Annotated in this window: 23 protein-coding genes; 10 read left to right on the forward strand and 13 right to left on the reverse strand. The window is 41.5% G+C overall.

Features of this window, described 5'->3' with window-relative positions:
- Positions 1 to 63: 63 nt before the first annotated feature.
- The 7 genes from groL to miaB all read right to left on the reverse strand — a co-directional run bounded on the left by groL (position 64) and on the right by miaB (position 6,558).
- Entirely contained in the window at positions 64 to 1,701 is a 1,638-nt protein-coding gene (gene groL / locus J4E76_RS00590) for a chaperonin GroEL (RefSeq protein ID WP_208500495.1), read from the reverse strand.
- Positions 1,702 to 1,732: 31 nt separating this feature from the next.
- Positions 1,733 to 2,017, reverse strand: coding sequence for a co-chaperone GroES (groES, locus tag J4E76_RS00595; RefSeq protein WP_069841694.1), 285 nt, complete (start codon positions 2,015 to 2,017; stop codon positions 1,733 to 1,735).
- A gap of 218 nt (positions 2,018 to 2,235) precedes the next feature.
- Complete coding sequence (secG, locus tag J4E76_RS00600) at positions 2,236 to 2,592, reverse strand: preprotein translocase subunit SecG (protein ID WP_208500497.1); 357 nt, start codon at positions 2,590 to 2,592, stop codon at positions 2,236 to 2,238.
- Positions 2,585 to 3,259: a hypothetical protein gene (locus tag J4E76_RS00605; RefSeq protein ID WP_208500499.1), complete on the reverse strand. Its 675-nt coding sequence runs from the start codon at positions 3,257 to 3,259 to the stop codon at positions 2,585 to 2,587. The genes secG and J4E76_RS00605 overlap by 8 nt, the downstream gene beginning before the upstream one ends.
- Before the next feature lie 35 nt (positions 3,260 to 3,294).
- Positions 3,295 to 3,822 (reverse strand): LPS assembly lipoprotein LptE, encoded by a 528-nt coding sequence (gene lptE, locus J4E76_RS00610; RefSeq protein ID WP_208500501.1) that lies wholly within the window; start codon positions 3,820 to 3,822, stop codon positions 3,295 to 3,297.
- The gene (locus J4E76_RS00615; protein WP_208500503.1) at positions 3,809 to 5,077 is read right to left on the reverse strand and encodes a sigma-54-dependent Fis family transcriptional regulator; all 1,269 of its coding nucleotides are present in this window, start codon (positions 5,075 to 5,077) and stop codon (positions 3,809 to 3,811) included. Before J4E76_RS00615 ends, lptE begins: the two co-directional genes overlap by 14 nt.
- 11 nt (positions 5,078 to 5,088) lie before the next feature.
- Positions 5,089 to 6,558 carry a tRNA (N6-isopentenyl adenosine(37)-C2)-methylthiotransferase MiaB gene (gene miaB / locus J4E76_RS00620; protein ID WP_208500504.1) on the reverse strand — a complete coding sequence of 490 codons (1,470 nt, stop codon included), beginning with the start codon at positions 6,556 to 6,558 and terminating at the stop codon, positions 5,089 to 5,091.
- Between the two features lie 176 nt (positions 6,559 to 6,734).
- Between miaB and J4E76_RS00625 the strand changes: the two genes are divergently transcribed.
- Positions 6,735 to 8,297, forward strand: a complete 1,563-nt coding sequence (locus J4E76_RS00625; RefSeq protein WP_208500505.1) for a hypothetical protein — start codon at positions 6,735 to 6,737, stop codon at positions 8,295 to 8,297.
- 101 nt (positions 8,298 to 8,398) lie between these two features.
- The gene (locus J4E76_RS00630) at positions 8,399 to 9,208 is read left to right on the forward strand and encodes an FKBP-type peptidyl-prolyl cis-trans isomerase (protein WP_208500506.1); all 810 of its coding nucleotides are present in this window, start codon (positions 8,399 to 8,401) and stop codon (positions 9,206 to 9,208) included.
- Here the strand turns inward: J4E76_RS00630 and J4E76_RS00635 are convergent.
- Positions 9,186 to 10,508, reverse strand: coding sequence for an anthranilate synthase component I family protein (locus J4E76_RS00635; protein WP_208500507.1), 1,323 nt, complete (start codon positions 10,506 to 10,508; stop codon positions 9,186 to 9,188). The genes J4E76_RS00630 and J4E76_RS00635 overlap by 23 nt on opposite strands.
- Before the next feature lie 86 nt (positions 10,509 to 10,594).
- Positions 10,595 to 11,335, reverse strand: a complete 741-nt coding sequence (locus J4E76_RS00640) for a YceI family protein (RefSeq protein ID WP_208500508.1) — start codon at positions 11,333 to 11,335, stop codon at positions 10,595 to 10,597.
- Between the two features lie 140 nt (positions 11,336 to 11,475).
- Here J4E76_RS00640 and J4E76_RS00645 point away from each other — a divergent pair, with 140 nt between their 5' ends.
- The 8 genes from J4E76_RS00645 to J4E76_RS00680 all read left to right on the forward strand — a co-directional run bounded on the left by J4E76_RS00645 (position 11,476) and on the right by J4E76_RS00680 (position 18,183).
- Entirely contained in the window at positions 11,476 to 11,988 is a 513-nt protein-coding gene (locus J4E76_RS00645; RefSeq protein ID WP_208500509.1) for a gamma carbonic anhydrase family protein, read from the forward strand.
- A gap of 32 nt (positions 11,989 to 12,020) precedes the next feature.
- Positions 12,021 to 12,533: a DinB family protein gene (locus J4E76_RS00650; protein WP_208500511.1), complete on the forward strand. Its 513-nt coding sequence runs from the start codon at positions 12,021 to 12,023 to the stop codon at positions 12,531 to 12,533.
- Entirely contained in the window at positions 12,533 to 13,054 is a 522-nt protein-coding gene (locus J4E76_RS00655) for a thioesterase family protein (RefSeq protein WP_208500513.1), read from the forward strand. The genes J4E76_RS00650 and J4E76_RS00655 overlap by 1 nt, the downstream gene beginning before the upstream one ends.
- A gap of 48 nt (positions 13,055 to 13,102) precedes the next feature.
- Positions 13,103 to 13,654: a hypothetical protein gene (locus tag J4E76_RS00660; protein ID WP_208500514.1), complete on the forward strand. Its 552-nt coding sequence runs from the start codon at positions 13,103 to 13,105 to the stop codon at positions 13,652 to 13,654.
- Positions 13,655 to 13,720: 66 nt separating this feature from the next.
- Entirely contained in the window at positions 13,721 to 14,857 is a 1,137-nt protein-coding gene (locus J4E76_RS00665; protein ID WP_208500515.1) for a serine hydrolase, read from the forward strand.
- 42 nt (positions 14,858 to 14,899) lie between these two features.
- Positions 14,900 to 15,802, forward strand: coding sequence for a histone deacetylase (locus J4E76_RS00670; RefSeq protein ID WP_208500517.1), 903 nt, complete (start codon positions 14,900 to 14,902; stop codon positions 15,800 to 15,802).
- A 172-nt stretch (positions 15,803 to 15,974) separates the two neighbouring features.
- Positions 15,975 to 17,669 (forward strand): OmpA family protein, encoded by a 1,695-nt coding sequence (locus tag J4E76_RS00675; protein WP_208500519.1) that lies wholly within the window; start codon positions 15,975 to 15,977, stop codon positions 17,667 to 17,669.
- A gap of 13 nt (positions 17,670 to 17,682) precedes the next feature.
- Positions 17,683 to 18,183 (forward strand): hypothetical protein, encoded by a 501-nt coding sequence (locus J4E76_RS00680; RefSeq protein WP_208500520.1) that lies wholly within the window; start codon positions 17,683 to 17,685, stop codon positions 18,181 to 18,183.
- Here the strand turns inward: J4E76_RS00680 and J4E76_RS00685 are convergent, their stop codons facing one another.
- Genes J4E76_RS00685 through J4E76_RS00700 form a run of 4 tightly spaced genes read right to left on the reverse strand, consistent with a single transcriptional unit; the run spans position 18,184 to position 23,757 of the window.
- A complete protein-coding gene (locus J4E76_RS00685) occupies positions 18,184 to 18,585 on the reverse strand; it encodes a thioesterase family protein (RefSeq protein ID WP_208500522.1) in 402 nt (133 codons plus the stop codon).
- Positions 18,586 to 18,590: 5 nt separating this feature from the next.
- The gene (locus J4E76_RS00690; RefSeq protein WP_208500523.1) at positions 18,591 to 19,592 is read right to left on the reverse strand and encodes a hypothetical protein; all 1,002 of its coding nucleotides are present in this window, start codon (positions 19,590 to 19,592) and stop codon (positions 18,591 to 18,593) included.
- A 50-nt stretch (positions 19,593 to 19,642) separates the two neighbouring features.
- Complete coding sequence (ggt, locus tag J4E76_RS00695; protein WP_208500524.1) at positions 19,643 to 21,343, reverse strand: gamma-glutamyltransferase; 1,701 nt, start codon at positions 21,341 to 21,343, stop codon at positions 19,643 to 19,645.
- A gap of 20 nt (positions 21,344 to 21,363) precedes the next feature.
- Positions 21,364 to 23,757 (reverse strand): prolyl oligopeptidase family serine peptidase, encoded by a 2,394-nt coding sequence (locus tag J4E76_RS00700; RefSeq protein WP_208500525.1) that lies wholly within the window; start codon positions 23,755 to 23,757, stop codon positions 21,364 to 21,366.
- Positions 23,758 to 23,914: the final 157 nt, after the last annotated feature.

Raw genomic sequence — 23,914 nt, forward strand, 5'->3', positions numbered from 1 at the left:
ATTTGGTATAAAAAAAGCCCACCCATAATTGGGTGGGCTTTATAAATCTATTGTGAGATGTTATTACATCATGCCCGGCATTCCACCGCCACCCATAGGAGGCATTGGCATTCCTGCGCCACCTTCTTCTTTCTCTTCAGCAATTACACACTCAGTAGTAAGTAATAGTGCTGAGATAGAAGCAGCGTTTTCAAGTGCCAAACGTGTCACCTTAGTTGGGTCAATTACACCCGCAGCGATCATGTTTTCGTACTTGTCTTCTCTTGCATTGTATCCGTAATCAGCTTTTCCACCTTTCACTTCGTTTACAACAACAGAACCTTCACCGCCAGCGTTGGCAACGATCGTTCTAAGAGGAGATTCAACAGCAATTCTAATGATGTTCACACCAGTTGCTTCATCTTCGTTAGCTACTTTAACACCATCAAGTGCTGCAGACGCTCTGATTAAAGCTACACCACCACCAGCAACTACACCTTCTTGAACTGCAGCTCTAGTTGCGTGCAATGCATCATCAACTCTATCTTTCTTCTCTTTCATTTCTACTTCAGTAGCAGCTCCAATGTAAAGGATAGCTACACCACCAGAAAGCTTAGCTAAACGCTCTTGAAGTTTTTCTTTGTCGTAGTCAGAAGTAGTGTTCTCGATTTGAGTTTGGATTTCCTTAACTCTAGCCTCGATGTTTGCGGCATCACCGGCACCGTTAACAACTGTAGTGTTGTCTTTGTCAATGTTTATCTTGTCGGCAGTACCTAGGTACTCAATTGTTGCATTTTCAAGCTTGTAACCTCTTTCTTCAGAGATAACAGTTCCGCCAGTTAATACTGCGATGTCTTCCAACATGGCTTTTCTTCTGTCACCGAAGCCTGGAGCTTTAACAGCAGCAATTTTCAGTGAGCCTCTGATTTTGTTTACAACCAAAGTTGCAAGTGCCTCACCATCTACATCTTCAGCAATAATCACAAGACCTTTACCGCTTTGTGCTACTGGCTCTAATACAGGAAGTAATTCTTTCATCGAAGAAATCTTCTTGTCATAGATCAAGATGTACGGGTTTTCCATTTCAACTTCCATTTTCTCTGTGTTAGTCACAAAGTATGGAGAAAGGTAACCTCTGTCGAACTGCATACCTTCTACAGTCTTTACTTCAGTTTCAGTACCTCTAGCTTCTTCAACAGTGATTACACCATCTTTACCTACTTTATCCATAGCGTCAGAAATCATTTTACCGATTTCAGCGTCATTGTTAGCAGAGATAGTACCCACTTGCTCTATTTCTTTAGAGTCTTTGATTGGCTTAGACTGCCCTTTAAGGTCGGCTACAACAGCAGTAACTGCTTTGTCGATACCTCTCTTAAGATCCATTGGGTTAGCACCAGCGGCTACGTTTTTGATTCCAGCACTATAGATGGCCTGAGCCAAAACAGTTGCAGTTGTAGTACCATCACCAGCATCGTCAGCAGTTTTAGAAGCCACTTCTTTTACTAGTTGAGCACCCATGTTTTCGATAGGCTCAGATAGCTCAATTTCTTTTGCTACAGAAACACCATCTTTAGTCACAGTAGGGGCACCGAATTTTTTGTCGATGATGACATTTCTACCCTTAGGACCAAGGGTTACTTTTACAGCATCAGCTAATGTATCAACGCCTTTCTTCAGTTGATCTCTGGCGTCATTGTTAAAGAATAATTCTTTAGCCATTTCTTTATTGGTTTAGATTTTCAGTTTTAGATTAAGAATTGATGATTGCGAACAGGTCAGACTCTTTCATGATCAGGTAGTCGTTACCCTCTACAGAAAGCTCAGTGCCAGCATACTTACCGTACAATACAGTATCACCAACTTTCACCGTCATCGGCTCGTCTTTTTTACCGCTTCCAGCAGCTACTATAGTTCCTCTTTGTGGTTTCTCTTTAGCAGTATCAGGGATAATGATACCTGAAGCAGTTTTTTCTTCTGCAGCAGCTGGTTCTACTAGAACTCTGTCCGCAAGTGGAGTAATGTTTACTTTAGACATTTTACTTATTGTTTTAAGGTTTTTGTGTTTCACAATACGGATCGGCCTATTGCACTAAATGTGCCAATTCGTTTTTAAGAACTTTTGTCAGTTTATCGGGCAATTCGTGTCAGTATGATCTGTCAGAATTACTGTCATTTTTTCTAAAAAACTGACATAAGTCTAGGGCATAAAAAAACCCCGACATGTCGGGGCTCTCTTTTGAAGTTCTTTAAGGCTTATTGGCCTGTAGTATCTGGCGCTACTGGCTGAATGGCACTCGTTGTATCAGCTACTGCCGGTATTGTGCTGCCAGGCAATGATTGTTGTGCAGCGTCAATATTTGGGTTGGTCAACTGCTGTGTGCCATCATTAAGGGTTAGGCTGGACGCTAAACTGAAAACAATCAGCGCTACGATGAAAATCCATGTCGCCTTTTCTAACAAGTCAGTGGTTTTCTTAACACCAATGATCTGCTGTGCTCCGCCACCGCCAAACTGACTTGACAAACCACCACCTTTTGAATTTTGCATCAATACGATCAAAATTAACAAGATGGCTATGATGATCGCTAGTATGATAAATAACTTAAACATTCTTTTTGGACTTTACTTCCTCAATTTGGCCTGCAAAGTAAGTGCTTTTTTCAGGAAACTTCAAACGGAGTTTTTCATAAATATTAATGGCCTTTTTATGCTTGCCTTGCATAACCATTAATTTGGCTAAAGTTTCGGTTTCAAAGGCCTCTACACTCTTTAATGCCTTACTGGCCAAATCTTCTTGTTGGCTTGGTAATTCACTTTTTGACAATTTTTGACGTTCGATGGAAGGTTCGTCTTTGATGAACTTCTCTATGATTTCCACCTGACTTGTTGTCGGAGACTCCTTTTTGCTTACAACTGCAGGCTCTGTCTCGGTGCTTGCCAAGAGGGCTTCTATTCTCTCTTTTGTTGCTCTGATTTCTGCAACATCATCTTTTGATACCGATTGTGCAGGTTCTGATGCCTTGACTTTTTTCTTACGAAACTTGAAGTCTCCATTAATCACTTGTTCCAAATATTCTGCATCAGTAGAATAGGCGGCTGTTTTTTTGATGAATGCTTCGGTCTTTGGGTGGTTTCGCTCTTTTAATGCCTTAGCCACCACTACATATAAACTCTGAAAATAGGGATACTTCTTACGATAGTCATTCAAGGCCTTAATGTCAGCGTTAGTGACTTGTGAAGGGTCTGACAGTAAGGTGTTAAATCGTTCTCGTTCCACTTATTCTTATTAGGGCGTCTAAATTAGAATGAATATTACCACTGGGCAACAGAGGCTTGAAAAATATCAAAATAGAGCTGTTCAAAAATTTCTTCCACTAGATCATCTTCAACAGCATTTAATGTAGTTGTAGCAGGATCATAATCTGAATAGAATGAAAAGGCTTGTTGAAGATTCTCGTCTTCTTTTTTAGTGTTGGTAAAGACTAACTGAACAGCAATGGTGAGTCTCATTAACCCTGTACCATCCGCTTGATTATTATTTCCCGATGAGCTAATGGCCTGTGGTCTTACACTATAATTAGAAATGGCTCCTTCAAATTGAAGGTCACCTCTTTGTTGTACTAACTCTAGTTTGGTTCTGCGTTGAAAATAATCCTTTAAACCTTCCGTAAATGTGTTACCCATGTTAGGAGGGCCACCGCCAGATTCATTTATAAAGTTTGCAATAGAGAGTGTTTTAGTCTGATCATAATCAATGGACGCACCATCAAAGGAATAAATTCCGCATGAAGAAACTAAAAGGAGTAAAGAAAGTAGGAGAGGAAGCTTAATCGATTTCATACTGCTTGATCTTTCTATAAAGTGTACGTTCCGATATCCCCAAATCTTGTGCCGCGTATTTCCTTTTGTTGTTATTTTTTCTCAAAGCTTTAATAATGAGCTCTTTTTCCTTCTCCTCTATAGAGAGTGACTCGTCTTCCACGTGGGTAATGTCGTGTACACTATCATAGCCATATGGTACATCTTCTTCCACACTTGGCTGAAGGTAGATGGGTTCTGAGTAGTCTTTGGTTTCAGAAGAGTCAGAAAGGGTGGGCTTTTCGTCCAGGCTCTGAAAAAGGTTAGGATTGTCAGTTATGACCTGCTTATCATATACTCCAGTTTCCATCATGCCATTGACCAGCTTCTTCAGATCATTCATGTCTTTCTTCATGTCGAAGAGTACCTTGTAGAGTAGATCTCTTTCACTTAAGCTTTCGGAAGCTGAATCTTTGTCTCCCTTGTAAATTGCTGGTAAGCTTGAGCTGTTTTGAGGTATATACTTCAATAGCGTTTCAGCGGTCACATCTCTCTCCATCTCAAGAGCAGAGATTTGCTCCACTAGATTTTTGAGTTGACGTATGTTTCCAGGGAAACGATATCTAATTAAGACGTCCTTGGCTTCATCATTCAGCTTAATGCTGTCAACTCGATATTTTTCAGCAAAATCAGAAGCAAACTTCCTGAAAAGCAAATCAGCATCTTGGCCTCTGTCTCTTAAAGGCGGAACAAAAATCGGTACAGTACTTAATCTGTAGTATAAGTCTTCTCTGAATTTCCCTTTTTCTACTGCCTGCAATAGGTTGACGTTAGTGGCCGCTACCACTCTCACATCTGTTTTTTGAACTTTTGACGAACCAACTTTGATAAACTCTCCGTTTTCTAAGACCCTCAATAGTCTTGCCTGAGTCTGAAGGGGCATTTCTCCAATTTCGTCTAAGAAGATGCTACCTCCATTTGTGTCTTCAAAATATCCTTTTCTAGCTTCGTAAGCACCCGTAAAAGATCCTTTTTCATGTCCGAATAGCTCTGAATCAATTGTTCCCTCAGGAATGGCTCCACAGTTGATGGCTATGAATTTACCATGTTTTCTAGGGCTTAGCTGATGAATGATTTTGGAAAAAGATTCTTTCCCACTACCACTTTCACCAGTAATCAGCACCGTCATATCAGTTGGTGCTACTTGCGCAGCTATCTGAATGGCATGGTTCAGTTTGGGGCTGTTACCAATAATGCCGAAGCGTTGTTTTATACTGAGTAATTCTTTGTTGTTCAAATCAAATAGATTTATGAAACGACCTTACCAAATAGTGTAGCTGTTGTACATTCTTCAATCAGAACGTTCACATATTGACCTTTTTGGTAATTCTCTCTTGAAAAAATAACAACCTTGTTGGCAGAGTTTCGGCCTTGAAGTTGTTCATCTGATCTCTTAGATCTTCCTTCTATTAAGACCCTTTGGACTTGCCCTATATCCAGTTTATTCCTCTCCAACGATAGAGCTTGTTGCTTGTTAATGATTTCCTGTAGACGCTTCTTCTTAACATCTAATGGAATGTCGTCTTCAAATTTCTTTGCCGCCAGTGTTCCAGGTCGTTCGGAATAGAAGAACATGTAGGAAAAATCATACCGCACATAGTCCATTAATGTCAATGTGTCTTGGTGTTCATCTTCAGTTTCAGTACAGAAGCCTGCAATCATATCCGAAGAAATACCACATTCTTGACCAAGAATATCTCTAATAGCATCTACTCGATTAATGTACCACTCACGTGTATAAGTCCGATTCATCATATCGAGAACCCGAGAATTGCCACTCTGTGCTGGTAAGTGAATGTATTTGCAGATGTTTTCATACCGCTTCATGGTATGAAGCACTTCATCTGTAATGTCTTTTGGATGAGAGGTTGAGAATCGTACTCGAAGATCAGGCGAAATCTTTGCCACCATTTCCAAAAGGTTGGCAAAGTTGATTACTTGTACCTCTTCCCCTTTTTTCTCTTTCTTCTCTAACCAAGCTTTGTTGTTCTCATCTTCCGACCACTTGTATGAATCGACATTTTGACCAAGTAGGGTGACCTCTCTATAGCCCTGATCAAATAGCTCTTGCGCTTCATTAATGATAGAATGAGGATCTCTGCTTCGCTCGCGACCTCTTGTAAAAGGAACTACGCAGAAAGAGCACATATTATCGCAGCCTCGCATAATGGATACGAAAGCGGTAACACCATTGGAGTTTAACCTGACAGGGGAGATGTCAGCATAAGTCTCTTCTCTTGAGAGGAAGGTGTTTACTGCTTTCAAGCCATCTTCGGCCGTCTCGACCAACTTAGGTAGGTCCCTGTAAGCATCCGGGCCAACAACAACATCAACGATTTTCTCCTCTTCGAGCAATTTGTCTTTGAGCCTTTCGGCCATACAACCCAATACGCCAATGGTCATTTCCGGCTTTTCTTTCTTTACCTTATTGAATTGGCTAAGCCTTTTTCTTACAGTCTGTTCTGCCTTCTCTCTAATGGAGCAAGTATTAAGAAAGACCACATCTGCAGTTTCAAAGTCGGACGTGGTGTCATAACCATTGTCTTTCATAATGGAAGTCACCACTTCGCTATCGGCAAAGTTCATTTGACAACCATAGCTTTCTATATAAAGCTTCTTCTTCTGACCGGTATTTTCCTCTTTAGAGGTTTTTACCGTCTCCATTGCCTCTTGGCTGTTTCTGTCTAGAATGTCTATATCCTGAATGATCTTCTCCATCAATCTTTCTGCTCAATTTCGAGCGGCAAATATAATGCTTTTAGTCCTAAAATGTGACAGATTGTCAGTCTTACTTTAACTATTCATCGGTCTAGCTGGTTACAGCTATTTTTTAATTTCATTTTGTCTTAGGCGGCATTACTTATTTATCTTGCTTAAGACCAAACACATATGTTATGAAAAAATTGACCTTATGCTTAACACTCTTCTGTACTTTGATTCTTACCATTTCTTCGTGTAATAAGTCCTCTAAAGTAGAAGCCTATCCAACAGGGTATCTTTATGATGTTTCAGTTACTCTTGATACACTCAACAACGCTCCTGCACTTCAGTCCTTTGTGCATGGCGTAGATGGCAACATATGGCTATTGTTCGCAGGTAGGACTAACCGATTAGCCGATGATGGTGGAATACATGGAATCATTAACGGTGATTATGCTGCCAAATCATTTTTACCGCTTTCTTTCAACGAAGACATTTTTGCCTATGACGTTGTAAAGGATACAGTGACTGGTATGTCCTACGGAGACATGCTAGATGCTGTGGGAAAAGCCCAGCCCCTTAATATCCAATTGTATGCGGCTTTGAGAGATTTTGGAACAGTCTTTCGTAATTCAAACCCTTTAGTAACGCAAGACGGTGAATACCTTTATGTTGTCGGAGGTTATGGTACACCGTTGAATGACACCAACTCGAGTAATGCCTACAATACTTTTGATCATGTAGCAAGAATTCATGTGCCTTCGATGATAAGTCTTGTTAGTAACAAGCTCTCGGGAGTTGAATGGACCAAACTGTTTGCCGCAGGAAGTAATGCTAGCTTGAAGAGTACTGGTGCTGAAATATTCAAACTGGATGATACATTCTATCTTGCAGGTGGACATGATTTTGGATCAAAGGCTCCTAATGGACAAAAGTACCTAGATGCGGTATATCCATTCAAGATGAGTCAAAACGCAGCAAATCCATATCAATTGGACATTACTGTGGATAGTCCAATTAGTGATATGACAGTGAGTCAGTTGGCTACTTCTTATTCTGATGCTCATTCGAAGTTTCGTAGAAGAGATGGTCCTGTAGTTCCTTCATTATTCAAAAATAGCGCTGGTACATTGACTGAAGGACTCACTTTTTACTCTGGAGTCTTTAGACCTGATAGCCTTAGCATTGTGAATAAGGATACAACAAGATGGAGACTCCCTTGGGAATCGGCCATATATGTTCATCCATCACTCAGCTCTAGTTACACCATCGATTCTAATTACAAACAAGCCCGAAACGTTTATGCATGTGCAGACTTCACACTTTATGATTCTGAAACAGAAAGGGTACATACTTTCTTGTTAGGTGGAATAGGAGACGGTCAGTCTGCAGGAAACCTTCAGGTTTCTGGGTTTACCAATGCGGCCATGCAGGTTCAATTTGATGTCAACCAAAATTCAAGTTCATGGACCTTGAAAGACAACGTCTTTGACAGTGATTATTTTTACGGTGCCGAGTCGGTCTTTATTCAGAATAATCTGACAAACATCAAGTCTTTTAGTTTGTCTAATGGTAAAACAACAGAACTGATCGATGCAGAGAAGACCTTTGTGGGAGATGAGACATTAGATCTAGGTTATGTCTATGGAGGTATTGAAGCCTTTCAAGCTAACCCAGGTACGTTTGGTCCTGGTAATTCGGCCGCCTCAAATAAAATTTGGAGGGTTACCTTATCTAGAAAACCACGAGAATACTAATAGAAGTCTTAAGAGACCTTTTTGGGGTGAGCATCAATGGTGCTCACCCTTTTTTATGCCTTAGATTATTGTTTATTACTTTTGGTGCTTATTCAACTCTTATGTTAAAAAAGACTTTCAATCTACTATTTGCTTCTCTTATCGTTTCCACAGCCATTTTTATGCAGGCTTGTTCTGGTAGCGGTGCTTCAGGTTCTGACAGCGATACTGTCTTCCTAGCCAGTGGCGTCAAGTATCTATACCTAGAAAGAGGTAATGGCCCTAAAATCGATTCTTTGAGTCGAGTGTCAACCCATATCAATCTGATTGTAGCAGGAGATACGGTTTGGTCTACCTATTCAGAAGGAGAACAAATCTTTGAATTTGATGCAAAGAGAACTTCCTTGATCAAAGGGTTTGATGAGGTGGTGATGTATGGCAGGCAAGGAGATAGAATATTGGCCATCATACCACCTGAGCTTGGTTATGGAGCACGCGGTGCTGGAGATGATATTCCACCTAATGCAACACTGCAGTTTGACCTTAATATGATTAAGGTCGCGGAGCCGAAGATATTCTTGGCAGATGTTCTGTTTCCTATTTATGAGGAAAGTGGGGTGGAAGAGATGTTTAAGCATTACCAAAGCCTTGACTTAGATACAGCAACTTACAGATTTGAAATTGGGGAATGGTATACACTGCATCGCAGAATGGTGCAAGACGAAAAATACCAGGATGCCGTTGCAATGTGGGATTTTAAATTACCAGAAGTCTCTGACCTTGGAGGTTACTTCTCCAAGGCACAAGCGCAAGAAAGACTAGGGCAAGTAGATGAAGCAATAACAACTTTGAATACAGGCTTAGAGACTGCAACTGATACGACTAATGCAGATGCCCTAAGGTCTTATATCATGCGTTTAAAGGGGAACTAAGAACAAGGTAGCTCTTTTTAATAAGTTCAAAGATTGCTTTGGCCTTGACCATGCATTCTTCATACTCTTTTTCTGGAATGGAATCATAAGTTATGGCGCCACCTACCTGAAAGGAATAGGTGCCAGTCTCTTGATTGACAAAGAGGCTGCGAATAAGTACGTTAAAGTCAAATGCCTGATCTCCAATAAAATAACCAGCAGCACCAGAGAAAGGTCCTCTTTTAGTATTCTCGTATTTTTCTATCAACTCCATGACCTTCACCTTCGGAGCACCCGTCATGCTGCCCATAGGGAAGGCTTTCTCGATCACATCAATTGAGTCTATGTCGTTTTTTATCTCAGCAGTGATGGTTGAAATCATCTGATGAACTTGTGGAAATGAATAGATGCCAAAGATCTCTTCTACTTTAACTGAACCAGTTTTTGCTGTCCTTGCCAAGTCGTTTCTCACCAAGTCAACAATCATCATATTCTCAGCCTGCTCTTTCGGATCGTTGCGTAAATCAGTTTTAAGGCGAATATCTTCATTTGAAATTTCGCTTCGTGGTCTGGTTCCTTTGATCGGTTGTGAGATGACCGTACTTCCATTTCGCTTCAAAAAGCGCTCTGGAGAAGCCGAAATGATATAGTGTTCGTTGAATTTTTGAAGGCAAGAAAAAGGGTTGGGAGAGATATCATTAAGGACTCGATAGAGTGCGATTGGATTTAAACGCCCAATCTCTCCGTGAAACTCCTGGCAGTAGTTGACCTCATAGCAATCACCCTCTTCGATATGTTGCCTCAGTCGCTCGACATTGGAAAGGTAGTCCTCTTTGCTAACCGATGCCTTTGGCTTAGTGAATTCATTCTCTGCAGGTATCTCCTGAGTATTAAGTATGATTTCAAAAACATCTTCCTGACCCGTCAAAAGCTCCAAACTGTTTTCGCCAAAAAGGAGTAAGTGATTCGGGTTGAAAAACTGGGTCTCAGGAAAGCCTAGACGATCATTATTCTGGCTCTCAAGTCTTTCAACCTCATTTTTTAGGTCATAGCCTAAATAGCCCACGATCCAATCATTTAGACTCCTACTAGCAGTTATTTCATTTTGGAAATCCTTCAAGTCGTTAAAAGCAGTACCCTTTTTTACTTCCAACAACTTATGAGCACCCACTGCTAATACATGACGAAATCCGTCATGCGGATAGCTAATTTGGTTTGCATTGAAATATGCGAAATGACTATGTTGCTCGGCCCAGGTAAGGGATTTGAGAAGGAACTCGTCTTTGCTTAGTCCTTTGTATGGAAAGTTGATTGTTGTCATTTAAAGGCTTGCAAAAATGCACAAACCTTAGAGCATAAAAAAGCCCCAAGTAGGCTTACTTGAGGCTTTATAGTTCTTTATCTCGCTTATTCAGATACTTTCTCAGTACTAGCTTCAATTACGAAGCCAACGGTAACCGTACTGTAAATGAATTTATCCTTGGCCTTGTCAGCCACAGAAGACTCATCCTGATACATCAAGCCCCATTTAGAGCGGTCGATATTGAAGCTTGCATTGGCTTTCAATGTTGTCTCACCTAATTCTACATGTGTAGGAATTGTGATATTCAAGGTAGTACCTCTCATCGTAAGGTTACCAGAAATAAAGTGAGTTGGGTTTTCAACGAGAATTTCGCTCAATTTTGCTGGCGTATTTTCAGTGGCATACTCGGCATTATCAGATGCCAATGAAGCCGCATTAAAGACTGTTACGCTCGTTACTTCAAATTTTGCTTCAGGAAAGTTGGCAACGTCAAAGAAGTCAGCTGACTTCAGGTGGCCTTCTAGTTTGGCTTGCCCACCAGAACCAGCCATATCCAAATCGGTGATGGTGTTAATATCGATTACAAAATTGCCAGCAACTATTTCATCACCATTGATACTGATTTCACCAGAGGTAATGTCTATAGTACCATTATGTTTTCCACCTGGTTTGCTTCCGATCCATGTCACTTGCGATGAGTTCGGATTTAAAAACAGTGCTGTGGCATTATCGCCTGAAGCTACCGCTTTGGCTTCTGATGTTTCTACTGCTGTGCCCTTTGGCCCACAGGCCCAAACAAGCGTAGCCAATAATAATAGTCCAAGGGTAGATTTTAAATTTTTCATTTTAGTCAATTTGTAGGGTTATTTTCTTTTCTTTAAATCCGACAGTGCACTAACGCCAAAGGGTGTGAATTGTTTCGGATTGTAGGGTAAACTTGCAGTCGTTTCAAAAAGTTCAATGTATGTACATATAATTTTAATAGATGGCAATTATTAAAGGTGTAAAGGGAGTTCATCCTAATATTTCAGAATCATGTTGGCTCGCAGAAAATGCAACTGTAATTGGAGATGTCTCGCTCCAAGAGAATTGTAACGTTTGGTTTAACGCAGTGATTAGAGGAGATGTCTGTTCCATAGAAATGGGAGAGAATTGTAATATTCAGGACGGAGCTGTGATACACGGAACTCTTAACCATTCAAAGACTGTTTTTGGCAAGAATGTATCCGTGGGACATAATGCAATAGTGCATGGTTGTATAGTAGAAGATGGCGTGTTGATTGGAATGGGTGCGATTGTTATGGATAATGCCGTTATCAAATCTGGTTCAATGATTGCCGCTGGTGCAGTGGTGTTGGCCAATACTATTGTTGAAGAGAATTCACTTTATGCTGGTACTCCAGCTAAGAAAGTAAAAGAAATTGATGCAAAATTAAGACAGGTAATCGATCGAACTCCTGAGAACTATATTATGTATACTAGTTGGATTGATGATTAGTCATCAGTCCTAGATTTTTTTAAATTAAAAGCATGATTCAAAAGCCAGCCCCATCTGAGTATAATCCGTTTTATGAACCCTATGTGAGTAAGCTTCCAGAAGAGGATGTTTACAGAGTTTTAGAAGGTCAACTCACATCAATAGCCGATTTTTTTGGCAGTATTGCAGAAGATAAAGTTGACCATCGCTACGCTCCAGGAAAGTGGTCGATCAAGGAGGTTTTGAATCACTTGAATGATGCAGAGCGTGTTTTTTCTTATCGGGCATTAAGTATTGTAAGAGGTGACACGGTTGAGCTACCGGGAATGGATCAAGACGTGTATCAGGAAAATAGCCGCATGAATGCAAGGACTATGAGCTCATTGGTTGATGAGTTTAGAGCCATTAGAACTGCGACACTGGCTCTTCTTCAAAGTGTTACCGAAGAGGATACTTTGAAGGAAGGAATCGCCAGTGGTTCCAAAGTAACGGTTCGTGCATTAGCTGCTTTAATAGCAGGTCATTATGCTCACCATGTTATGATTGTTAAAGAAAAATATCTGTAATGTTTATTATCGATCCGCATAGAGAGTATGCCAAGCAAACAGAATCTCGTGTCATTATCCGTTTTCAGGATTGTGACCCTTTGAGGCATCTCAATAATGCTAAGTACTTAGACTATTTCTTCAATGCAAGGGAAGACCAGGTCCCTAAATTGTATGGAGTTGAGATCATGGACTTAATTAAGTCCTATGAAGCATTTTGGGTGGTGTATAATCATCACATTGCTTACTTAAAACCTGCTAACCTTGGAGAATGGGTAAGGATAATCACGCGATTAGTTTGGTTTGATGATAATACCATAGTCGTGGAGTACGTAATGCTTGACGATTACAAAAGCCATCTTAAAACACTCATGTGGACTACATTTAAGTATGTCGGTATGAATACCAGTAGAACGATTACTCATTCGGATGAAGTAAAAGCCTATTTAGGTGCTATGCAGTTTCAAGGAGTCAATTATGACCCTACCTTGTTTGATGAACGAGTAAAAGAGGTGAAACAACTTATCCAAACTGAAGTTTAGAATACAAGATTTTTTTCGGCAGAAGCCAGTACTTTATAAGAATAGCATATGAAAAATAATGATGGATTCGATCCAGCAGAAATCGCCAAGATAAAATCAGAAATTGGTGAAGATCAATCTTACGTGGTCATAGAGTCCGAAGACAATTCTGATGACTTTATGAATTTCTACTTCGTAGGACAATATGAAGGCAAGGAAGCGATTTATGATGCCGCAATCTATACCCTTAGGTTGCAGCATAGCAGCGAAATTCATGAGTTAGCTGAGCATAAGGTGGCTCAAAAATTCCCAGATTATAAGTCTATCTCTTATGAAGAGGATGAGAATGGAGACATTGAACCATTGGGTGATTTAGAAGAAGAAATTGGTCTGTATCTAACCGAAGTAATGGACGAGTTAGAAGAGGAGGAGGCTGTTAAGGTTCAAGAGCATGTAGATATGGATGAGCATGCGGATTTTGGAATAGGTCTAGACGTTGGCTTGCATGTTGACGCAATTACACCTGCTGTCATAGAAAAATTTATTAAAGACTTCAACGGAGATACACTTAAGCTGGATAAGACACACTATTCTTTTCAGTTTGAGGATGACGAAGATTAAAGATTTTCGCAATATTGACACTGAAGGCCGCTGATGAATTAGCGGCCTTTTTTATTAATTTTCAATATGATCAAGAGAACCTTTACTACCCTGATTTTATTGTCGCTAATCAGTTTGCCAAGCCTTAAAGGCCAAGAGGCAGACCTTTCTGACAAACTGAGGAATAAATTGACCGAGATTTATGAGGCTTCCAATGCCCCAGGTGTTAGTTTTTCGGCTGTTTTACCTGATGGAAAGGAAATAACCCTCACTGCTGGGTATGCTGATCTCGAGAAAAAAATAGAAATGGAGTTTGATCACAAAATGCTTGGTGGCAGTACTGGGAAAGTGTTTTACTCCGTAGTAGTAATGCAGCTGATTGAAGAAGGGAAGCTGGATTTAGATGCACCCGTAAAGAATTACCTGGGGAATAACAGTTGGTTTGAACGTCTGCCTAATGCAGCAAACTTGACTATTAGAAACCTGATGAGGCATGAGAGCGGTATTCCGCGCTATGTATTCAAAGAGGCATTTCAGAAAGATGTAATAGCTGATGTGGACCGCGTTTGGAAACCAGAAGAACTCTTGTCTTATGTCTATGACGACAAACCATTGTTCTCTGTCGGAGAGCAATTTGCCTACTCTGATACAAACTACATTATCGTAGCGATGGTCATTGAAGCTGTGACAGGCAATGATCTATATGATGAAGTTCAAACGAGAGTTTTGGATCGGGCCAGATTGAATCATGTAGTCCCACAGACGGGGCGAGTTTATGAAAAACTGGCGCAAGGATATAATGGAGAAGACCCATTCTTTCCGGGTAATGCCTTGGATGAGAATGGAAGGAGTAGATATAACTGGCAGTTCGAGTGGGCTGGTGGTGGACTGGTAATCACAACCCGAGACCTGGCCGTACTGGCTAAGAAGATTTATGAAGGGGAGATGTTTGACAAGGCGCTGCTCAAAGAATACTTTGATGGCAGAGAGGCCACCGGCATGGGGGGTACCTGGGGGCTTGGAGTGCATATCAGAAACTCTCCAAATGGAAGAGTAATGGGACACAGTGGCTTTATGCCAGGATACATTACCAATATGATGTACTTCGAGGATTTAGGCTTTTCTATTTGCTATCAGATTAATGCCTCAGATCCTCCGAGAAGAGGAATTTTAAGACAACTTCCACAAATGGCCAATATTATTCGCGCTGAAATTGGAAATTGAAAACATCTTTGGTGAGTTTTAGCTTTTACGCTGAAAGTTGACATGCTAAAGATTGCTTGGTCTGAAATTTATGCCCATCCGCTTCCCAAGAACCATAGGTTCCCCATGGAGAAGTATAATCTGTTGCCAGAGCAATTGCTTTATGAGGGAACAGTCAATTCAGATAACTTCTTCGCACCAACTCCGCTGTCGGAGGCCAAAGTCATAAGGACACATGATGATCAGTATTGGCAAAAGCTAAAGAACCAAGACCTCACCAGACAGGAGGAGAGAAGAACAGGTTTCCCGCTTTCAAGCGAATTGGTTTCTCGAGAAATAGTGATTATGAATGGAAGTGTCCAGTGCGCGTTGTATGCCTTGAACGATGGCATCGCCATGAACGTTGCTGGAGGTACCCATCATGCATTTACGGATAGAGGTGAAGGGTTTTGCTTGTTGAATGACATTGCCATCGCCTCGCATCACCTACTAGATAATGGATTGGCAAGCAAAATACTTGTTGTCGATCTGGATGTACATCAGGGCAACGGTACTGCAGAGATATTCGCTAAAGACGATCGTGTTTTTACATTTAGCATGCACGGCCAATCGAATTATCCGATGCACAAGGAGGTTTCGGATTTGGATGTTGGTCTAGTAGATGGAACTGATGATGAAACCTATCTCAAACTTCTGGATCGACATCTAAATGAGGTTTTTGATGACTTTCAACCTGACTTTGTCTGTTTTCAGTCAGGAGTTGACGTCTTAGCAACAGATAAATTAGGTAGGCTTGGAATGACACTTGATGGCTGTAAGAAAAGGGATAGTATGGTTTTAGAGCTTTGTCACAGAAATCAAATTCCTGTGATGGCATGTATGGGTGGAGGATATTCTGAAAAAATAGCGCATATCGTTGAAGCGCATGCCAATACTTACAGGCTGGCTCAGGGGATTTACTTCTGATGTATTGACTACTCAGCAGTGAGCTATGGCACATTCAAAGACACTATCACTTGTCAGCTAGCCTTTCTAGTTTCAATTTATTTAATTTGTGCTGAGCTGGCTGGCAGAAACTGTTCCGACATAGTTAATCTAACCATGTTAACGCTCAACAATTTTTAATTCGACATAACTAATGTACAAGCGCGTTGCGGTAATCACCTTGTTGATGTTTTTTGGCTGTTTTGCCTTAACCGGACAAGAATTGGCTCATATCCGAATCGATGGTATCAACTCTTCTTATGACGAGCATAGTCCGATGTTGAGCCCTGATGGGCAAACACTATATTTCACACGAGCTGGACATCCTGCTAACATAGGAGGAGTGCTCGATCAAGGAGACATTTGGTTGAGTCAGAAGACGTCCAATGGTTGGTCTCAGCCTGTTCATGCTGGCGCAGCAATCAATCATCCCGGATTGAATGGTGTGGTAGGGTTTAGTGCTGATGGGCAACGAATGTATCTACTCAACTTTTTCGATCCAGAAGGAAGAGGAATCAGTAAACTCAAGAACGGAATCTCTGTATCAACTGTCAAAGGTGGTGTTTGGGGAGTTCCGGAAAAGCTAGCCATACAGTTTTTCTCTAATGAGTCATCTCATATTAGTGCTACTATTTCGAAAGACGAAAAGGTTATCATCATGGCGATACAGTCATATGAAACTGAGGGTAATGAAGATTTATACATCTCTTTTAAAGAAGAGAATGGAGAGTGGACACAACCAAAGAATATGGGCAATGTGCTTAACACTTATGCACAAGAATGGGTGCCTTTTCTTTCAGATGACATGAAGTCACTTTATTTCACTTCTAATGGGCATGGTGGTATTGGAGGGCGCGATGTGTTTCTTTCAGAACGCCAAAGTGATGACTCATGGCTAGAGTGGTCAACCCCAAGAAACCTGGGAGAAGGTTTCAATACAGTGGGGGCGGAACAAGGACTTTCTTTCATTAGTGGTGATGAATTGGCCTATTTCTCGTCAACTCAAAACAGCGAGGGCTTTGGAGATGTTTTCGCGTATTCGATGCCAGAAAGCATTCCAGAAGCCGAAGAGGTTGAAGTGATCACACCAGTAGTTCAACCGGAAAATGATAAAGCGGAAGAGGTAGTTGTTGAAGAAGAGGAGAAAAAGGAGGAGGAAAAGCCAAAAGAAGAGGTTAAGGAAGAAGTTGCTGTTGTAGTTCCTGTTGAGGAGCCGAAGAAACAAATATTGATGACTTTTGAGGTTTTGGACAATCGAACCGAAGCCTTGGTTGATGCGGATGTAGTATTGACTTACAATGGCGAAGAAAGAACGATTAAGACTGCTGACATCTCTTCTCCCTCAAAACGCTTCGAGTTAACATTAGAAGAAGGTACAGACTTAAAAGTATCCATTGAATTGGAGGGTTATCTCAAGTATCAGAAGCTTTTTAAGGCTGGAGAAACTTCCGCCAATGAAGCCGCTGGTATCGAGCGCCTATTGCTCACAAGAGAAGAGGTTGGCACAACAGTGGAGATTGAGAATGTCCTTTTTAACAGGGCTAGATCATCTTTTGCAAACCCAGAGGTAGCGACTAGACAAATCGATGAACTTGTTCAATTGATGAAAGATAACCCGGGAATGGCTATCCGTCTAGAAGGTCACACGGACAATCGTGGAGACGAGAAATTATTGCAGGAGTTATCTGAGGAGCGTGTCAAAACGGTACGGGATTATATGCTCTCAAAAGGCATTAATGGTAATCGAATTGAGTTTATTGGCTATGGAGGTACTAAGCCTCTGAGTGACAATAAGAGCCCTGAAGGTATAGAAATCAACCGTAGGGTCGAGTTTGTGATTATCAGATAAGTATGACTGTCTGATGCGAAATAGGCTAATTGGTACTTGCATTCTTATAGTCTTCCTTGTGACCTTCAGCTCATGTTCTGAGCGTAAAAAAGTATCTCAACAAAAGGCAGAGCTATTCTTTGAAATGTTTGCCGATAGATCTGATTGGGAGGGTTTCATTGATCTTTATGCTGATAACCTTCTATTTGAAGATGTAGTCTACGGACTAAAATATAATAAGGATCAATTCATTGATTTTTATAATTGGCCAGACACATCTTTCAGAAAACACCCAGAATTCCCAAAATCGCTTGTGCTAGAAGACTTGGCCCTGACCGACAGCTCGGCAGTGGGTAAGGGGTATTTTACACCGTTCTATTTCGGTGGTCAGCCTATGGCCATAGATCACAAATGGCGATTCACTATCTGGTTATACTTCGATGGTCAAGGAAAAATCAAAAGGCATATAGACTTTATTGATTATCCTGCCGAATTCATGAAATCAGCTGCAGAAGGTCGAATAGGTGGCAGTTGATCAATCGGAGAAAGCCTCAACCATCGCTTCTAAAACTCTTGTTGGCCTATTTTTTTCTCTATCTAGCATACACCACGAGGTGCTTGATTGTACAATTAGATCACCTGATGCTTGATTACTAATCCTCACTAACCGATTGGATTTGACGCCATCAAACTCATGTACATGTGTTTGTATCAATAGGGTGTCATTCAGAAAGGCAGGTTTCTTGTATTCAATGAAATGACTCAAGGCCACCCATGCATACTTGTCCACCCACTGCTGCTCAGCACAGACCTCCCAATGCTGTTTAGCTACGTCCTGTATCCATTGTAAATACTGAACATTGTTGACATGGTTGAGTTCGTCTAAGTGACCCTGATTGACGACTAATGTTTTACTGAAGATATTGGGTTTTTCCATGAGCATCAGTAAAGAATTGTTCTCTCTTCTTTCTTTACTACTACGCCATTGGAATAGGTGGTTTTCTTGATCCAGTTGCTCATTTCGTCATATTCGTAAAAAGTGGTATACCGATCTACATAGGTGCCTCTTAATGTTCGGCTCTCGTACTCGACTAAGTCCCCATATAGATACAATTCCTTGAATCGCGACCTGAAATTCACGGTGTCTCCATGTTGAAAGAAGCCTCTAACCATTACTCTTAGAGAGTCTTTTTTTACTTCCAGATGTCTTTCTTTAGGTATACCATTTAAACTGAAAAAGGTAGTTTGCTTCACAAGTGAATCGGGGAAGTAGGCATAGTCGGTACGTGACTCTAAGTGGTTGGCTCGGTAGTCGTGTCTAGAAATTTTCCGCTCAAGACCATCATAAACATATTCAATGTGAAGTGAATCCGAAGGCTTGTCAACACTGTTGTATGTGTCGTAGAATTGATCTGCAATGAGGTCATTATGTTCGTTGTAGTGGTACTTCCAGAAGCGATTGAGCTTGTCCTTACCGCGATATTCCTCTTTCGCTATTACCTGTAGGAGTGAGTTGTATTTGACAACGGACTTAGAGTGTACACGATCACCAAGTCTGTAGATAGTCTCTGTTGCTTCAAAAGAATCATCGTTATACTCGTAAGTGATCTTTGGCATATTCTCCTGAAAGCCAAATCGTTTTTGCTCAATTATACGACCATGGTTATCAAAGAAGTGAGACTTTAGCACCTCATTGCTCGACCGAAATTGAACCTCCTTAAGTTGTCCATTTTCTAGAAGGTAATACGGAATAATAGGGGACTTGATCAGACGGGCTGAGTCTTTATTGTACTCATAAATTTTGATAAAGTACTCCTTAGGACTTTTTCTTAGGTTTTCGTCAATGCGTACCGATTCTATTAGCTCTGAATCAAAGCTTGGCAGCAACTGCTGGCCATAGAGTGTTGTACTGGTGAGTAAAAGGAATGCAACTATGCAGCGCATACCTTAAAGATAACCAAAAAGAGAATTCTTCAAGTTTGGCAGTGTGGAATTTAATAACCATCGGCCGTGTCATCACCACGAGGGTCGGCACCAGCTTCTAGTTTGCCATTAGGAAGCACCAAAATAGCATCGACTCTACCAATGGTTCCTCTGGCTCTCAGTTCATGACCTTTAGACTTCAAATTGGCGATGAGCAGACTGTCGAATGCCTCGCGTTCTGTCTGGATTACATCTGGCAGCCATTGGTGGTGAAATCTCGGAGCTGAAACAGACTCCTGCATGGTCATATCAAAGTCGATGACATTGATAATGGTTTGAAAGACGGACGTTATGATTGTCGACCCGCCAGGAGTTCCAACCACCATAAATAGCTTCCCATCCTTAGAAACAATTGAAGGCGTCATCGAGCTCAGCATGCGCTTTCCTGGTTCGATGGCATTGGCTTCTCCTCCAACTAAACCATACATATTGGGAGTACCCGGTTTAGAACTGAAGTCGTCCATTTCATTGTTTAACAGAAAGCCTGCACCGCCAACGAATACCTTACTACCCATTCCACCATTCAAGGTCGTAGTTACTGATACTGCATTGCCCCAAGGGTCAACAACGGATAAGTGAGTGGTCTCTTCGCTTTCTTTAGGTGCGGGCGTGCCGGCATTAATCTCCGCACTTGGTGTAGCTCTGTTTGGATCGAATGACGTCATTCTTCCTCCAGTATAGTTTTTGTCTATAAGCCCATCTCGAGGTACGTCATAGAAATCAGGATCTCCTAGGTGCGCAGCTCTGTCTGCATAAGCCCTTCTTTCTGCCTCGGTGATAAGGTGTATGGCGTCAGCGCTATGAAAGCCCATCTTCTTAAGGTTAAAAGGCTCCACCGCATGAAATAACTGGGCGATTGCAATGCCACCACTGGAGGGTGGAGGCATTGAAATGAACTCATAACCTCTGTAGTTTCCTGTGATCGGAGTACGCCATTCGGCAGTATATTCTTCCAAGTCTTTAAGTGAGATTAGGCCATTGCCTCTTTCCATCTCCGCGACAATCAGTCTGGCGGTCTCTCCTTTGTAAAAGCCATCCCTGCCATTATCCCGAATTCTTTCGAGGGTTTTAGCTAAATCAGGTATGCTGACGATATCACCTTCTTTCCATTCAGATCCCTCTTCAGCTAAGAAAAAATCAGGCTGTACTGTATTATACTGTATGAAGACCTTTCTATTGCCATTAAGTCCTCTAGCTTCTCTTGCCGTTAACGCCCAGCCATTGGCTGCTAGATCTATAGCAGGCTGTACCAAGCTTGCCCAATCAAGCTTGCCATATTTTTCATGAGCAGCCTCAAGGCCTGCTACTGTTCCGGGAACTCCCGCTGCCAAATGACCACGAACGCTGGCCATTGGGATGACATCGCCATTGGCATCTAGGTACATGTCACGACCTCCTGATAAAGGGGCCTTTTCGCGATAATCTAGTGTGGCAATTTCTCCATCAGCCATTCTGCTGACCATAAAACCACCACCACCGATATTACCAGCGCCTGGATATACAACAGCCAGAGCAAACTGAGTGGCAATGGCTGCATCGACAGCATTTCCTCCTTTCTGCATGATCTCTCTGCCGACTTTTGATGCCAGAGGATGGGCGGAGACCACCATGGCCTTGTCAGCAATTTTACCTCGATTTTCGTTTGACTCTTTTTGTGGAGTCTGACATGCAAAGAGGGCTGTTATCAGTAGAAAGGAGAGAAGTCTTTTCATAATGTCTTAAGGCTTGATGTCTATTTTTTACCTATGGTATTTTGGAAGAGCTTATAAATTCTCTTGTACTCGTCCGTCCAACTAGAGGGTGTTTGGAATCCGTGACTTTCAACTGGATAAAGTGCCATTTCCCAATCGTCCTTGCCGAGTTCGATGAGCTTCTGTGCTAAGCGGACTACATCTTGGAAGTGCACATTAGTGTCTACCATACCATGGGCAATCAACAAATCTCCTTCTAGGCCATCAGCAAAATAAATCGGTGAGCTTCTTTTGTAAGCGATCGGATCTTCTACAGGAGTATTCAAAATATTAGAAGTATAACCATGGTTGTAATGTGCCCAATCGGTGACCGATCTCAAGGCGGCTCCAGCGCTAATTACATCTGGGTGCTGGAACATTGCAAATAGGGTGATAAATCCACCATAAGATCCACCATACATACCTATTCTATCTGACTCAATGCCATGCTCTTCTCTTAGGTATTTTGCCCCGTCAATTTGATCTGAAAGGTCTTTACCTCCCATGTGGCGATAAATTCCTGTTCTCCAATCACGGCCATAGCCTGAACTTGCACGATAGTCAATATCCAAAACGGTATAGCCTTGTGCCCTGAGCATGTTGTTAAACATGTACTCTCTCTGGTAAGTACTCCACCAGTAGTGAACGTTTTGGAGATAGCCTGCTCCATGTACAAAGATGACTCCTGCACCATTCGGATTTTCTGGCTTATACAACCTTGCATGTACTGTTGCACCGTCTTCGGCAGTGAAAGTGACAATCTCTGGTTGGTACCAATCATACTGCTTAAAACCGTCTTGTAAGCTTTCTGTCAGTTGTGTTCTTTTAGCTCCTGGCTTATTCGCTTGAACAAATAGTTCATTCGGTCTGTCGATATAGGAGTGAAGCACTGCTAGTGTCTTCTCATCAGGAGAAAGTGTAACTTGGTTATTACCATCCTCAGTAGTTATCTGAGTGACTTTACCTCCCTTGACAGGCATACTGTAGAAGTGTCGTATACCAGGGTGTTTCATGTTGGCTGTGAAGTACCACTTAGAACCATCTTTAGATAATGAAGGACCATATACCTCAAAGTTGCCGGATGTCAACTGAGTCTGTACCCCATTTGAAAAATCATGAAGGTATAAGTGCGAATAGCCTGACTTTTCTGACTGGAAGTAGATTGTTTTATTGTCAGGAAGAAATCCAAAAGTACCAGAACCAAATTCGCTTCCAATTCCAGGGCCAGCAATCCAAGCTTCATCTCTTTGTCTGTCTACCTCAATTAGGTCACCAGAATCAGGTAATAAGCGCATGATCCAGCGATCTTTGTTATCATGAGAAGCAAAGTGCACTACAGTGTACTGACCATCTTTGGACCAAAGAATGGTATTGGCAGAAACCAATCTTGGCTTAGCTTCTACTTCACGATCAGGATAATCCTTTACATAGTCAGGTAGATCAGAAATGCCCGGAAGTTTCTCTGTATCAAGCATGTAATGCTCATCATCTGCGATGTTGTAAATACCTATTTTGCTATGTCCTTGCTCTCCACCAACCTTGGTTCTGGCCCGAATGTCTGTGGTGTAACCTGACTGAGTTACATAGTTAGGAACGATTGTGTTTTTAGCGCCTTTTTCGGGAGCGTAGTAAACGCTAAAGCTCACGTATTTGCCATCTGGCGAAAGTCTGAGGTTTCTAACATTCGGAAGTTTTACAGATCCACGTCTACTGTTAGCACTTTGCTGCTGATTAGAAAAGTTACGGAAGCGATTTTGGTTGCGAGGGCGATTTCTCTGGTCTTTAAGGATGCTTGACGTCTCTAATTGATCCTTTCTTAGCCAGCTGTCTTGTTCTCTATTGCCTGAGTTCTGATTAGAATTTCTTCTGGCCGTTTGACCATCGTTTGATTCGATATTGAAGTTAGTAAGCTGACTGATCAAGCCTGTCTTTGTATTCACTGAAAACAAATTGTTTTCTGATACAAAAGTGATGACATCATTTGTATGAAATCGAGCATTGCTTTCTCGAGCATTGGTGGACGTGATTTGGGTTTCGGCTTTAGACTTAATATCCATTGTGTACACATCACCACCTTTTACAAAGACAATTTTGCTTTCATTGTCATTGAAGACATAAGATGAAGGCCATCCCTCATTTCTGTCATCTGCTTTTTCTGGTGTACCTCCATTCTTACCTATTTTGTAAGTAGTGGCATTCCCCGAATCTTCAGGGTTCCAGTTGAAGAAAATAGTCTTACTGTCCTTTGACCAGCTCACACGAGATGGGGGAGTTCCTACAAACTTTGATTGGGATTGCATGATCTCCTCGACTGTCAAATCAGTGAGAGGTTTAGTCTGGGCAAATGAAGAAGTGACCCAAAGAACTATCGATAGAGATAAGAGAATCTTACGCATAACTTTTTTGAATGATTTTTCCCAAACATAAATAAAAACCAGAGTAAAGTAATGTCAAATATTATGGATGGTCGGCTGGACCTTTTCTCTCTATTTGGGAGGTAAGGTTTTCATTTTGGGACAAATCTTCACCATAAAATTACTCTGCATACCGAGT

The organism is Roseivirga sp. E12, from assembly GCF_017592825.1.
Classification (GTDB): Bacteria; Bacteroidota; Bacteroidia; order Cytophagales; family Cyclobacteriaceae; genus Roseivirga.

Excerpts from the sequence above, each read along its gene's own strand:
- J4E76_RS00630 (WP_208500506.1), top strand. The coding sequence starts at position 8,399 with ATGTTAAAAAAGACTTTCAATCTACTATTTGCTTCTCTTATCGTTTCC.
- lptE (WP_208500501.1), bottom strand. The coding sequence starts at position 3,822 with ATGAAATCGATTAAGCTTCCTCTCCTACTTTCTTTACTCCTTTTAGTT.
- J4E76_RS00665 (WP_208500515.1), top strand. The coding sequence starts at position 13,721 with ATGATCAAGAGAACCTTTACTACCCTGATTTTATTGTCGCTAATCAGT.
- J4E76_RS00670 (WP_208500517.1), top strand. The coding sequence starts at position 14,900 with ATGCTAAAGATTGCTTGGTCTGAAATTTATGCCCATCCGCTTCCCAAG.
- J4E76_RS00640 (WP_208500508.1), bottom strand. The coding sequence starts at position 11,335 with ATGAAAAATTTAAAATCTACCCTTGGACTATTATTATTGGCTACGCTT.
- J4E76_RS00690 (WP_208500523.1), bottom strand. The coding sequence starts at position 19,592 with ATGCGCTGCATAGTTGCATTCCTTTTACTCACCAGTACAACACTCTAT.
- J4E76_RS00660 (WP_208500514.1), top strand. The coding sequence starts at position 13,103 with ATGAAAAATAATGATGGATTCGATCCAGCAGAAATCGCCAAGATAAAA.
- J4E76_RS00700 (WP_208500525.1), bottom strand. The coding sequence starts at position 23,757 with ATGCGTAAGATTCTCTTATCTCTATCGATAGTTCTTTGGGTCACTTCT.
- J4E76_RS00625 (WP_208500505.1), top strand. The coding sequence starts at position 6,735 with ATGAAAAAATTGACCTTATGCTTAACACTCTTCTGTACTTTGATTCTT.
- secG (WP_208500497.1), bottom strand. The coding sequence starts at position 2,592 with ATGTTTAAGTTATTTATCATACTAGCGATCATCATAGCCATCTTGTTA.
- J4E76_RS00680 (WP_208500520.1), top strand. The coding sequence starts at position 17,683 with ATGCGAAATAGGCTAATTGGTACTTGCATTCTTATAGTCTTCCTTGTG.
- groES (WP_069841694.1), bottom strand. The coding sequence starts at position 2,017 with ATGTCTAAAGTAAACATTACTCCACTTGCGGACAGAGTTCTAGTAGAA.
- ggt (WP_208500524.1), bottom strand. The coding sequence starts at position 21,343 with ATGAAAAGACTTCTCTCCTTTCTACTGATAACAGCCCTCTTTGCATGT.
- miaB (WP_208500504.1), bottom strand. The coding sequence starts at position 6,558 with ATGGAGAAGATCATTCAGGATATAGACATTCTAGACAGAAACAGCCAA.
- J4E76_RS00685 (WP_208500522.1), bottom strand. The coding sequence starts at position 18,585 with ATGGAAAAACCCAATATCTTCAGTAAAACATTAGTCGTCAATCAGGGT.
- J4E76_RS00655 (WP_208500513.1), top strand. The coding sequence starts at position 12,533 with ATGTTTATTATCGATCCGCATAGAGAGTATGCCAAGCAAACAGAATCT.
- J4E76_RS00635 (WP_208500507.1), bottom strand. The coding sequence starts at position 10,508 with ATGACAACAATCAACTTTCCATACAAAGGACTAAGCAAAGACGAGTTC.
- J4E76_RS00650 (WP_208500511.1), top strand. The coding sequence starts at position 12,021 with ATGATTCAAAAGCCAGCCCCATCTGAGTATAATCCGTTTTATGAACCC.
- J4E76_RS00645 (WP_208500509.1), top strand. The coding sequence starts at position 11,476 with ATGGCAATTATTAAAGGTGTAAAGGGAGTTCATCCTAATATTTCAGAA.
- groL (WP_208500495.1), bottom strand. The coding sequence starts at position 1,701 with ATGGCTAAAGAATTATTCTTTAACAATGACGCCAGAGATCAACTGAAG.
- J4E76_RS00675 (WP_208500519.1), top strand. The coding sequence starts at position 15,975 with ATGTACAAGCGCGTTGCGGTAATCACCTTGTTGATGTTTTTTGGCTGT.